Here is a 12557-nt window from a genome sequence, read left to right on the forward strand (position 1 = left end):
GCTGAAGCCTTGGGCATGACTGATTTGAATGGTGGCGCGCTCTTCAACGCTGAGTTCGGTATAAGACATAGGGGCAGCACCGTACCGGAAAGGTCAGGTGTTGCACTCAGTTTTTGCCGCCGCCCAGCTTAATGTGAACAGGAAGTTTGAATAAGTTTGGTGACGTTGGGAGTCATTCCAGCGGCACTAAAGTGTGCGTCACAGTCGAAAATAATAAAAAACAGCAATAACAATAAAAATAGCGAAAGGTAGACTAACCATGCATTTCAACTTCGGTACAGTTATGCCCGCACTCTGCGCAGGCGTGGCCCTGGGTATTGTCGGATCGGCTCACGCAGACTTTCTGGGGGACAGTAAATCCACTTTGGAACTGCGTAACTTCTATATGAATCGCGACTTCCGACAGGGCGGCTCGGCGCAAAATAAAGCAGAGGAATGGGCGCAAGGATTTATGTTGCGCTTAGAGTCCGGCTACAGCGAGGGCCCGGTAGGTTTCGGTATTGATGCCATCGGGATGCTGGGGCTGAAACTGGACTCCAGCCCTGATCGGGTTGGCACTGGCCTGCTCAAGACCAATGCGGTCGGGCCAAAGCGTGCCAAGGATGAATATGGCGAGTCTGGCTTTACTGCCAAGGTACGTATTTCCAAGAGCACCTTGAAGCTCGGCACAGTCCAGCCGGTGTTGCCGCCTCTGATGCGCAATGACTCACGCCTTATGCCGCAGACCTTTCGCGGGGCCTGGTTGGCCAGTAACGAGATCGAGGGTTTAAACCTTGACCTGGGCCGTCTTGATCGGGTCAATCAGCGCGACTCTTCGGACAATGAAGTGATGACGGTCTTCAATGGCGGCAAGCGCAATATAGTGCTGGGAAGTGCCAAAACCAGTGATGAATTTCTGTTTGGCGGAGGTCGTTATCAATGGACCCCGACACTGTTCACCAGTTATTACTACGGTGGTCTTGATGGCATCTACAAACAACACTTGATCAATCTGGTGCACCAATTGCCGTTGGGGGGTGGGCAAAGCCTTAAGTCCGATATCCGATTTGCACACTCGGGTGCCGATGGCGGAAGTAACGTGGACAACGATGCTCTGGGCGCCTTGTTTACCTACAAAATGCTTGGCCACAGCTTCAGCGCCGGCTACCAGCACCTCAGCGGTCGCACCGGTTTCGCCTACGTCAATGGCGCGGACGATGCTTTGCTCAACCAGGTACAGATCAACGACTTTGGCAACCGCGATGAGCATTCATGGCAGGTGCGCTACGACTATGACTTCGCCGCGTTGGGCATTCCCGGGTTGACCCTGATGACCCGCTATCTCTCGGGTGACAACGTGGACCGCGGGGCGGGGCTGAGCGAAGGCAGAACCTGGGAGCGCAACACGGATCTGGGGTATGTCATTCAGAGCGGACCACTGAAAAACCTGGCGTTGAAGCTGCGTAACGCCACCACCCGCAGCAACTTCCTGAGTGATCTGGATGAGAACCGCCTGATCGTCAGCTACAGCTTGCCACTCTGGTAGGCCCGAAATAATCGCAGCCTGGCGCACACCCGCAGGGAATTACTGGCTTGGCAAGATTGGCATAAAAAACGTCAGTTTTGCCAATGTGCCAGCGCTGTCGACTCTCGTACTGTGCATACAGGCACAGCAGTACTTCAATGTTGAGACAGACACGATGAACACAATAAAAAGAAGTTATTCGCGTGGCGCGGTTCATATTCCGTTGATAGAGAAAACCCTGGGAGATTTCTTTGACGACGTGGTCGCGCGATTTCCCGATAATGAGGCGCTTGTTTCGTGTCATCAGAATATCCGGCTTAGCTATTCTCAACTTCAAGCTGAAGTAAACCAACTGGCGAGTGCCCTGATTGCGTTGTCACTGGCGCCGGGCGATCGTGTGGCCATCTGGGCAAACAACAGCGCCGAATGGTTGATAACCCAACTGGCGACGGCCAAGGTCGGGATCATCCTGGTCAACTTCAATCCAGCCTACAAAACCATGGAACTTGAGTACGCGTTGAACAAGGCGGGCTGCAAGGCATTGATCACCCTGTCGGCATTCAAGACCACCGATTACCTGCAAGTGATCAGAACGATTGCCCCGGAAATCAACACCTGCGCGCCTGGGCAGCTCAGTGCTGCGAGGCTGCCCGCGTTGCATACGGTGATCCACCTGGGCGAGGAGCAAGTGCCCGGTTTTATGCGCTTTCGCGATCTGATGAGCCTGGGGGATGCCTTGGACGAGCGCGTCCCGCGTGTCGCGGCGACGCTGAAGAACACTGATGCGATCAACATCCAGTTCACCAGCGGCACCACGGGCTCGCCTAAGGGCGCAGCGCTGACCCATCGCGGCATTCTCAATAATGGATTTTTCCTCGGCGAGGGCATGAGCCTCACGGCCACTGACCGTCTGTGCATTCCCGTGCCGTTGTTTCACTGCTTTGGGATGGTGGTTGGCAACCTGGCGGCATTGAGCCATGCCAGCACCATTGTCTACCCAAACGATACGTTTGACCCGGTGCGCACCCTTGAGGCAGTACAGAATGAGCGCTGCACCGCCCTGCACGGTGTGCCGACGATGTTCATCACCGAACTCGACCACCCCCGCTTTCACGAATTCGACCTGTCCACCTTGCGCACCGGCATCATGGCCGGCACGGCGTGCCCGATTGAGGTAATGCGCCGGGTTCAGCGCGACATGCATATGCGCGATGTCACTATTGCCTACGGCATGACCGAGACCAGCCCCGCCAGCTATCAAAGCACGTGTGAGACACCGCTGGAAAAACGTGTGTCGACCATCGGCAAAGTGCATCCCCATCTGGAAGCCAAGGTGGTCCACCCTGAGTCAGGAGATACTGTGCCGACCGGTGTAGTGGGGGAGTTGTGTATTCGCGGTTATTCGCTGATGCAAGGCTACTGGAATGACCCGGAAAAGACCGTTCAAACCATCGACAGCGACGGCTGGATCCACAGCGGCGACCTGGCCACGATGGATGCCGAGGGCTACGTCAGCATCACGGGGCGTATCAAGGATATGGTGATACGCGGCGGCGAAAATATTTCCCCGCGCGAAATCGAGGAGTTCCTGTATCAACACCCGGCCATTCAGGATGCGCAGGTGATCGGTGTGCCGGATGAGAAGTACGGCGAGGAGCTGTGTGTCTGGGTCATCGTGCGCCCAGGCCTGGTGATCAACGAAGACGAAATACGCGAGTTCTGCAGCAGCCAGATCGCTCGTTACAAAATCCCACGCTACATACGCTTCGTAGACGGCTTCCCGATGACGCTCTCCGGCAAGGTACAGAAGTTCAGGATGCGCGAAATCATGGAAGAAGAGCTTGCGTTGGCTGTGTGCTAGAGCGTTGCTGACATTCAATGATGCGCCAATTCAGAGGCGCCACCGATAAGGAGTGAAACATGGCATGGCAGATTGAAGTGATGGAGGGGTGTGCGGTTGTGCGCATGAATACTAACAAGGTCAATGTGCAGAACGACACCTTCTTCAAGGACCTGCATGATGCCTTCGATCGGCTCGAAACCGAGTTCAGCGAGTTGCCGGTGATTCTAACCGGGCAGGGCAATGCCTTTTCAGCCGGTATCGACTTCAAGTACAGCTTTGATGTATTTGGCAGCCAGAACAAAGAGCGAATCCGCCAGTGGTACGCCGAATACCGCGCGACCAACCTGCGTATTTTCCAGTACCCGCGCCCCACGGTGGCAGCGATCAACGGGCATGCCATTGCCGGCGGTCTGATCACGGCTCTGGATTGCGACTTCCGTATCGCTGCGCGCAAAGAGGCCAAGTTCGGCCTCAACGAAGTGCCTATCGGTATTCCGATGCCCGCCGCGTATGTGGAAATCATCAAGTACGCGTTGGGTGATCAGGTCGGCGCGCTGACCACCCTCAAGGGTGAGCTCTATTCGCTGGAGCAGGCTGAGAAGCTCGGGTTCTTCCATGAGGTGGTGGAGGAATCGCAACTGCTGGCCACCGCGATTGCCTATGCGCGCTGCATTACCCCCGATTGCAACGTGGCGTATGCCATGTCCAAGAAGGCCTTGCAGGATTCGGTCATGCAGCAGATTGACCTGCGTACCACGCTGCTCGACCAGGAACTGCCCACCGGCATGAGTGATGAGGGTAATCGCCGGGCCCAGGACAAACGCCGCCGGGAAATCATGGGTGAATAGGAGTTAAAACGCCGTGGAAATAATCGACGCCTGGATGCAGTTTCCCAACAAGCGTTTTTTGCAGGACTCGATGTTTGAGTCATTGCGGCGCTGGCCAACAGCATGGAAGGCTTTAGCCGAAAATACCCCTGACATCACCACGGCCGAGGCGCTTGAGACCTTCCGAAAGGACGGAGTATCCAAGGTCTTTGCCAGTGCCTGGTGGGGGCCGGCTGGGCCGATGATCACTAACGAAGAAGTGGCGGCTGCGGTCTCGACGCAACCGGAGCGGGTCATTGGCGTAGCGTCAGTGGACCTGAGCCGGCCGATGGATGCGGTAAGGGAGTTGCGTCGTTGTGTCAGGCAATATGGCTTCAAGGCCTTGCGCGTATTGCCCTGGCTATGGGGGCTGCCGCCTGATGACCGCCGATACTATCCGCTATACGCCGAGTGCATCGAGCTGGATATCACCTTCTGTTTGCAAGTGGGCCATGCAGGCCCGATGCGCCCGTCTGAGCCCGGGCGCCCGATGCCTTATCTGGATAACGTAGCGCACGAGTTTCCTGAGCTACGCATCGTCGGTGGACATATCGGCTTTCCGTGGGTGGCCGAAATGATTTCCCTGATGATGAAGCACCCGAATGTCTACGTGGATACATCGGCCTACAAGGCGTCGCGGTTTCCTGACGAGCTGGTGGCGTATATGCGTGGGGCGGGAAAGGGGAAGGTGTTGTTTGGCACAAACTACCCGATGCTGACGCCGGCGGATTGTCTGGATGGACTCGCAGCCTTGGGTCTGGACGATAATGTCCGGCGTCTGTTCCTGGCGGAGAATGCGCGCCAGGCGTTCAAACTGAGTCGTTGAAACGCCTGGGTTCCGAGGGTCAGAACGTATGTTCAGGCCCCGGGAACTCGCCGGCCTGCACCTCTCGCACAAAATCACTGGCGGCGGTATGGAGCACAGACCTGAGGTCCGCATATTGTTTGACGAAGCGCGGCAGCCGGCCATTGCGCAGCCCCGTCATGTCCTGCCAGACCAGCACCTGTGCATCGCACTGGTTACCTGCGCCAATGCCAACGGTCGGAATCGATACCGCTTCAGTGATCTCACGGCCTACCTCACCCGGCACCATCTCGACCAATAACGCAAAGGCGCCGGCTGCCTCGAAGGCCTTGGCGCTATGGATCAGACGTTGTGCGTCTTCCCCGCGCCCCTGCACCCGATAACCACCCAGTTGATGCTCCATCTGAGGCGTGAAACCAATGTGCGCCATGACCGGAATACCGCAGGTCGTCAGCTTCTCGACCTGAGGCAGCATTTCAATGCCGCCCTCCAGTTTGACCGCATGGGCACCGGCCTCTTTCATAAAGCGCACGGCAGTGTGAAAGCATTGTTCCGCCGAGGCCTGGTAGGAGCCGAAAGGCAGGTCGGCAATTACCAGCGCTCGTTTCGTTGAACGACTGACTGCGCGCACCAGCGGGATCAGTTCGTCCACAGTGACCGAGAGCGTAGATTCGTTGCCATAGACATTGTTGGAGGCCGAATCACCTACCAATAGTACCGGGATGCCGGCCTCCTCGAAGATGGCTGCACTGTACATGTCGTAGGCGGTGAGCATCGCCCACTTCCGGCCCTCCATCTTCATCTGCTTCAAGTGCGGAATACGGATACGAGAAGCCGGTTGGGCATTGCCATAGGGTGCAGGCTGATCAGTCATTCTTGTCGCCTCACTGAAATAGGGGTTAACCCAATAATTGCTCGATGAACAATACGATCGCGATAAGGATCATGGCTGCACCGGAAAAACGACTGACACGCCGTGCCGCAGCAGGCCGTGCCCGCAGCACTGTCTGGGATCCATAGCCGACCAACAGATAAATCACTGCGCAGCTCAGCGTATGAACGAGCCCCAGCGCAATCATCTGCATAGGTACCGGCCAGGTCGCCGTGCCATCGGTGAATTGCGGCAGGAGGGCCAGGAACAGTAGGAATACCTTGGGGTTCAAACCACTCACACACAGCCCCTTGATCGCCCAGCGTTGCCACGAGTCGGACACCTGGACCTGATCAGCGTGGGGCGTGGAAGGGTGAGCAATCATATTCACGCCCAGCCACAGCAGGTAGCCCGCGCCGGCGACAGTCAGCACTGACAAGGCCAGTGGATGCCTGGCAACCAGTGTGCCGACACCGCCAGCAACGATCAGGGTGGCGATGATATGCCCGGACAGCAACCCACCGATGGCAGGCAGGACCACGCGGCCTTTCAGCCCTGCCGAAATCGCATAAGCCCAGTCCGCGCCAGGTGTGATCACGAACAGAATAGATACGGCCCAGAAGGCAACGAAGATACTCAAGGTCATGCCGCTGCCCCCCTTCGTTGGTGACTCATACATCTTTGCATCGTGGCGCCTCGCGCAATAATGAACGCCAGGAAGAATAATGAAATATTGTTAGAATGTGCTTTCAAATACAGTCATCAAAGCGCTTTGCATTGGGAGAATCTTCCGGATGGATGAGATTGATCGCAAGATTATTTCAGAGCTGCAAAAAAACGGTCGCCTATCGGTAACGGAATTGGCTGAGCGCGTGGGCCTCAGCCTTTCACCGTGCCATCGTCGCGTGCGGGCGCTGGAAGAGTCCGGGGTATTAATGGGCTATCGTGCGCAACTGGACCCCGGCGCCCTTGGCCTCAACTTTTCTGCCATGGTGTTTGCGACCCTGCGTGAGGGTGACAAGGCCGCCGTTCATGCGTTCGAGGCTGCGCTGATGCAGATTCCTCAGGTCATCGATGCCCAACGATTGTTCGGCGAGCCGGATTACCTGCTTCACGTCATTACCCAGGACCTGCCGGCCTTTCAGCGGCTCTACGATGAGAGTCTGTCAGCCTTGCCCAATGTGCAACGGTTGACCTCGACGCTCGTCATGAAGCGAGTTATCCAGGACCGGCCGCTGCCCGTGTGACGGTTGCGTCGACGCTGTAACTGCGTCGCCGGCCAACTCATCGGCGTCTGCCTGTTCCGCGCAGGACAGCTCGGAGGCGTTATGCCCGATACGTTTGAGCAGGAGCAGCATGCACACCAGCGACACCAGGGCATAGGAAGCCGAAGCGATGGCCACCCCAATGATGCTGCCGGTGGAGTTGAGCAGCCCTTGGGCAAGGACGGGGGTGGCACCACCTACCAACAGTGAACAGAGCTGGTAGGCGATCGACAAACCGCTGTAGCGCACTTTTGTGGGAAAGGCACGCGCGAGAATGCCACCGACGGCGCCGTAGAACATCGAGTGCGGAATGGTCGCCAGGCACATGCCCACTACCGCAATCCAATAGATCTTTGTTTCGACGGCAAAGAACATCGCCGGCATCAGAATCAGTTCGGGAATCACCATGAACGCAACCGCTTTGCGCATATCAATCTTCGACACGAGAATGGCGCCAAAGGGCTGGGCGATGAACTGAACGATCAGAGAAATAACGATGACGCTGAGAAAAGTGCTTTGTGCATAGCCCAGTTCCTTGGTGGCCCAAGACAGCGCAAAGGTGCTTTTAAAGTAAGTCACATGGATGATCGGCAGCACGCCGGCGCCCAGCAGCACGATCTGCCAGTGATTGCGCAGCACCTCCAGGATTGGCAGTTTGACCGTCTTCTTTTGCGCCATAAGACGCTTCATGTCGTCGGACTCTTCGAGCTTGAGACGGATGACCATGCCTACGATGACCAGCGCCGCCGATAGCAGGAATGGGATCCGCCAGCCCCACAGCATGAAGTCTGTCACCGGCAGGGCGCTCAAACCGAAAAACACCAGCGTGGCCAGCAGGTTGCCGGCAGGCGAACCTTGCTGGGCGAAGGCGGCGTACAGGATGCCTTTACCTTTTGGCGCGTTTTCACTGGCGATGAGGATGGCGCCACCCCATTCGCCGCCGACGGCGACCCCCTGAATTACCCGCAGTACCACCAGCGCGATCGGCGCCCAGATGCCGATTTGCAGGTAGGTCGGAAGTAAACCGATGCAGGTGGTAGCTATGCCCATCATCACCAGTGTGATCACCAGTGTGGTTTTGCGGCCAATCTTGTCACCCAGGTGACCGAAAATAATGCCGCCTACCGGGCGCGCGATGAATCCGGCCCAGAGCGTCAGGAATGAGAGGAGGGTGGCAGTGCCTGGGTTGAGGTCTGAGGGAAAGAACACTTTGCCGAAGACCAGTGCAGCCGCGATGCCGTACGCGTAGAAGTCATACCACTCGATTGTCGTGCCGATAAACGAGGCAACACCTGCCTTGCGAGCTCTTTTGTGAGCGGCAATATCCTGGGCGGTATTCATAGTGAGATCCTGTTGTTTTTATTGGAAACAACCCTTCTTCACTGCGCGAAGGGTTATGAGCGGATCGGCCCGCCAAGGCACACGCAAGGCCGATAGCTAAGAGCCTATACAGCCAACAGTGATAAAAATAATGATTAAAAATTATTGCGTGATACGGGATTTCGTATCGTTGAGGTCATTGGTAGAGGGGAGCGTAGGCTGCAACGTTTTGAACCGCTCCAGAAAACTTTGCGCGGCGGCGGACGGCGTTGCGGCCAAGCGGATGGCGTGAATTTCGGAAAGTGCGCCGTCCCCATTGATCGCGCAATAGCGCACGCCTTCGCGCAGGGTCTTGGCCAGGGTTTGTGGTACAAGCGCCACGCCCATTCCGTAAGCCACCATGGTTACCACCGTCTGCCAGAGGCGTGTTTCGTGGCGGATGCGCGGGCTGAAACCTGCGTCGACACAGCGTGCGATGATCAGGTCGTGGTAGTGCGGCGACACCGTGCGCGGGAACAGAATGAAATCTTCATCTGCCAGCGCCTGCAGGTCGATGCTGTCGCGGTCAGAGAGCCGATGTGACGTTGGCAGGCAGCAGACAAAGGGTTCGCGCAACAGCCGTTCGCACTCGATGCTGTCGGGGAATTTGCTCCAGTGCACAAACCCAATATCGATTTGCCCGCGTTGCAACGCCTGGGCCTGTTCCGCGCTGTTCATCTCCATCAGCACGATCTCCGTATCGGGGTGGTCCTGTTCGAAGGTTTTTACCGCCTCGGGCAAACCGCGGTGTTGCTTGCCTGTGGCATGTATGAATACGCCGTGCACGGACACCCGAATTCGCGGCTGCAGGTATGAGGAAGCCCCGCGAACGGGGCTTCTGAGTGGTGGGATCATTGCAAGTCTTCGTAGGTAGGTAATCCCGCCAGGCACGCAGCGTTTGGGTCGAATATCAGTACCCGAACATCGGCCTGTGCCGCCAAATGCAGCACCTCGACCAGTTCTCTGGGCACGCCTTTGCAGAGTTGTTCCTGGCGCAACTGTTCCGCTGTGATGCTTCCGACCTTGCTTAGATGCGCATCGGTCCAGGGTGTGGCAATCAGTTTGAAACCGATAGCAGCGCTGGCTGGTAGCGCAAAAGACTCAAACAGCAGGCCATTTAGATACGTCAACATTTCCAGCGTGCTCCAGGCCGTTTCCGGCAAGTGGGCACTGCTGACCTCCCAGCAACGGCTGTAGTGGCCGGTCTCAAACGTCAGTTGCTGAATTCTCTGTTGGGCAAGGGCCTGGGAATAGAGATCGCCCACCAGGAGGGGCGGTGATTGATCGTGGGCAAATACTCCGTAGATCACCTGCACCACGATTCCTGGATTTGGGTGGTTGTCGTCATCGACCGTCGACGCAGCGTTTGAGGTAATGATCAGCGCATGGATGTCATTGAACAGACAAGGCCGACGTTCGAGTTGCTCGTCATCCAGGCGCTGCTGGGAAGGATGGGGTGGCAGATAGCACAGCGGCGCCTTGGCATCGTAAAGGATGGCCAGCAGGCGCTGGATGCGCAGTTCGTTAAAGCCGCGGACGAATGGGTTGAATGGATGATTGTCGATAGGCATGGCTACTCTCCTATAAGCAAATGAGGAGGGACACCCCCCCGACGGGAGGTGTCCCGTCGGGTGCCTGAGTTGCTGGATTACCAGCCGTTGTGGTGGATGATCAGGTTGGCGATGAGGTAGCGTCGCCGGGAGTCCAGCAGACCAAAGTCAGCCAGTCCGTGGACGCCAACCCGTTGCAACAGGCGTCCCCCGGTTTCATCGTTGTAAAAACTGACCAGCGCAGCAAGGAACACCTGCTCACCATGACTCATGGCGCCGATGGCCGTGTCAATCAGTGGGACATCGGGGCACAGATCCCATTTACTGAGGGCTAGATTGATGTCGTTGTGATGCTCAATACCGAAGTAACGTGGGCCTGCGAGCCGGACGGCGTGTTGCCAGGTTTGGAAGAACTGCTGGGTTGCAGGGGCCTCGGGGTGATCAGTGATCATCTGGTCCGAGACCTCGGGTTTTGTGGGCGGTAGGTTCATGGATGAATCTCCAGACAATGACGGCCTGGGTCGGCCGTGGGAAGGACGATGGCCTGTGACATGCAACAGGCTGTTGGACCAACGCAGCGGGTACTGCGCCGTAGCCTTGAAGATCTGGACTACCTGGGCGGGTGCCGAACGAGTCGGCAGCGCTGGGCGTTAGCCTGGAGAGGATGGTGGGTGACGGGGCAGCGTCAATCGGCAACGGGCGCAGCCCGCTATAGGCGGGTGCTGAATATCTGGATCAAGAGTATTGATGGTGACGCGAGTTTTGTATGCTGATGTGGCTAACTGGGCCATCCAACATAGTGATGTATGATTTTTTCTAAGCGTTCTGGCGAGATGATTACGCCGCAGCAATTTTGATGAATTAACAAGAAAGGGATGACATGAAAGAGACTTACAGTGTGTCAGTGCCGGGCGCGAAATACCCGTCTTCAAAGGATTTTCAAACCCAATCTAGACATGCCCAAGTCTGGCAACTGTTGCTGAAAAAGGCACATGGTAGTCAGGCCACGTGCCTGTGTACGGGGCCTGGATTAAAAAGGCTCAGTATTCGGCACCTTAAAGACAGCGACCGCTACGTTCTTGCCAGATGTGCAAATACAGGCCCGGAACACGCATTCGATTGTCGTTTTTTTAGTGAAGATGAAAGCCGGACGGGATTGAAGTCGTACGTTGATGGTGTCGTGGTGGAAGGTGATGACGATGACGTAAAGGTCCGTCTCTCTCAAGCGATCAAGCTCAGAAAAAAGAACGACGCTGTTGAACCCCAAGTGGAGCTCATACTTGACCCTCGTAAACCTGGGCGAACGCAGCGCGCAATGACCCTCTTAGGATTGCTGCATCTACTGTGGACGCGGAGCGATCTGAATACTTGGGTGCCTAATATGGAAGGCAAGCGTAGCGATACGATCCTCCAATGGCTGCTAATACAGACAGCCGAACACATCAAAACCTGCCGAATGACCTTGGATCGAGTGTTGCTGAGCCCTGCGAGAAATGGTTCAAAGGAGGCCACCCGCAACGTTTCCGTCTTGGAGAAGGCCAAAACGCTCCAATACCGGTTAATTGCAGTGGGTGTACTGCAGCCTTATGCTGGCGGCGTTGATGAGATGCCGGCGCTGTCATTGATGAACAGTGCAGGTATGCCAACCCTGTACCTCAAGAGCGACGTTTGGGCAGATGCACAGCGTAGTTTCGCCCGAGAGATCTTAGCCTGGAGACAGGGCGCCAAAACTATATCTATCGCGTTTATAGGCCAGCGTCATAACAGTCGATACTACGATGTTCTCGACATGGCATTGATGCACGTGAGCGATATGCTGATCCCGTTGGATTCTGGCTTGGAAGGTACTGTAGAGGCCATGCTTCGCGAGCAAAAGCGTAAGTTCTCCAAGCCACTTCGGTTTGATGGCGACGATAAAACGTTGCCTGATTTCTGGTTGAAGGATCTGGATGATGAGTATCCGATGGAAGTGTTCGGCATGAACACTCCGGAGTACTTGCTGCGCAAGGCCGACAAGGTCACGTTCTATGATGCCGAGTATAAAGCGCGCTTGGGGTGGTGGTATTGGGACGCGTATCAGGATCCCGCTGGGGCTAATATTCCCCAATTACCACCAGCTACACGATAGCCTCTTCGTAAAAAAGCAGGATATGCCTCTTCAGTTTGCCCCTGAAAGGTAAAGAGCATGGCGGCTAATCAGCAGAGTTGGTCGCCGCTCCCTATACCTCTTTTGTGTATGGTCAAGACGCTTGTATAGCTTGCTCCACTGCTACGTGAGAGGAGGTCTGCATGTCTACCCGCGTTATCCGATAAGGGAGTATTCCTACCCGCCGTGCGTCGATCTTGAAGGTGACGCGCGGATTCTCCGTATGCGTCCGGGCATCACGCCTTGCGTGATTAAACCGGCTGCCACTTATGCGGAAGCAACTGATCGATTTCACTCGCCCGCTGCGTCGGCAGGCGCGTGAGGACGTCCTTCAAATAAGCATATGGA

Annotated in this window: 12 protein-coding genes and 1 pseudogene; 6 read left to right on the plus strand and 7 right to left on the minus strand. The window is 56.3% G+C overall.

All coding sequences use genetic code 11. The features are described from left to right. Positions 1-283 precede the first annotated feature (283 nt). From AC19YY_RS30740 to AC19YY_RS30755, 4 genes are all read left to right on the plus strand, one after another. A complete protein-coding gene (locus tag AC19YY_RS30740; protein ID WP_500605308.1) occupies positions 284-1525 on the plus strand; it encodes an OprD family porin in 1242 nt (413 codons plus the stop codon). 154 nt (positions 1526-1679) lie between these two features. Beyond that, on the plus strand, positions 1680-3365 hold the full coding sequence (locus AC19YY_RS30745) for an AMP-binding protein (RefSeq protein WP_424082644.1): 1686 nt from the start codon (positions 1680-1682) through the stop codon (positions 3363-3365). Between the two features lie 59 nt (positions 3366-3424). Then, a complete protein-coding gene (locus AC19YY_RS30750; protein WP_495102529.1) occupies positions 3425-4195 on the plus strand; it encodes an enoyl-CoA hydratase-related protein in 771 nt (256 codons plus the stop codon). 13 nt (positions 4196-4208) lie between these two features. Continuing rightward, positions 4209-5039 (plus strand): amidohydrolase family protein, encoded by an 831-nt coding sequence (locus tag AC19YY_RS30755; RefSeq protein ID WP_500605303.1) that lies wholly within the window; start codon positions 4209-4211, stop codon positions 5037-5039. Positions 5040-5058: 19 nt separating this feature from the next. On the opposite strand, the gene panB is transcribed toward AC19YY_RS30755, so the two are convergent. Next, positions 5059-5892 (minus strand): 3-methyl-2-oxobutanoate hydroxymethyltransferase, encoded by an 834-nt coding sequence (panB, locus tag AC19YY_RS30760; protein ID WP_500605304.1) that lies wholly within the window; start codon positions 5890-5892, stop codon positions 5059-5061. A 25-nt stretch (positions 5893-5917) separates the two neighbouring features. Then, positions 5918-6535 (minus strand): LysE family translocator, encoded by a 618-nt coding sequence (locus tag AC19YY_RS30765; RefSeq protein ID WP_424082650.1) that lies wholly within the window; start codon positions 6533-6535, stop codon positions 5918-5920. A 148-nt stretch (positions 6536-6683) separates the two neighbouring features. Between AC19YY_RS30765 and AC19YY_RS30770 the strand changes: the two genes are divergently transcribed. Then, positions 6684-7136, plus strand: coding sequence for an Lrp/AsnC family transcriptional regulator (locus AC19YY_RS30770; RefSeq protein WP_177009980.1), 453 nt, complete (start codon positions 6684-6686; stop codon positions 7134-7136). Here the strand turns inward: AC19YY_RS30770 and AC19YY_RS30775 are convergent. From AC19YY_RS30775 to AC19YY_RS30790, 4 genes and pseudogenes are all read right to left on the minus strand, one after another. Continuing rightward, positions 7056-8495 carry an MFS transporter gene (locus tag AC19YY_RS30775; RefSeq protein ID WP_424082653.1) on the minus strand — a complete coding sequence of 480 codons (1440 nt, stop codon included), beginning with the start codon at positions 8493-8495 and terminating at the stop codon, positions 7056-7058. The two genes, AC19YY_RS30770 and AC19YY_RS30775, sit on opposite strands and share 81 nt — an antisense overlap. A gap of 141 nt (positions 8496-8636) precedes the next feature. Continuing rightward, positions 8637-9263: pseudogene (locus tag AC19YY_RS30780) on the minus strand (LysR substrate-binding domain-containing protein); the annotation flags it as partial. Between the two features lie 101 nt (positions 9264-9364). Beyond that, the gene (locus AC19YY_RS30785) at positions 9365-10084 is read right to left on the minus strand and encodes a DUF5983 family protein (protein ID WP_500605305.1); all 720 of its coding nucleotides are present in this window, start codon (positions 10082-10084) and stop codon (positions 9365-9367) included. 77 nt (positions 10085-10161) lie between these two features. Beyond that, positions 10162-10554: a hypothetical protein gene (locus tag AC19YY_RS30790; RefSeq protein ID WP_500605306.1), complete on the minus strand. Its 393-nt coding sequence runs from the start codon at positions 10552-10554 to the stop codon at positions 10162-10164. Positions 10555-10943: 389 nt separating this feature from the next. On the opposite strand from AC19YY_RS30790, the gene AC19YY_RS30795 reads away from it, so the two are divergent. Further along, complete coding sequence (locus tag AC19YY_RS30795) at positions 10944-12191, plus strand: DUF1173 family protein (protein ID WP_500605307.1); 1248 nt, start codon at positions 10944-10946, stop codon at positions 12189-12191. Positions 12192-12460: 269 nt separating this feature from the next. Here the strand turns inward: AC19YY_RS30795 and AC19YY_RS30800 are convergent. Continuing rightward, positions 12461-12557, minus strand: a 97-nt coding sequence (locus AC19YY_RS30800) for a transposase domain-containing protein (RefSeq protein WP_339493108.1), incomplete at its 5' end; no start/stop codon positions are given.

The organism is Pseudomonas sp. MF09156 (assembly GCF_059862305.1).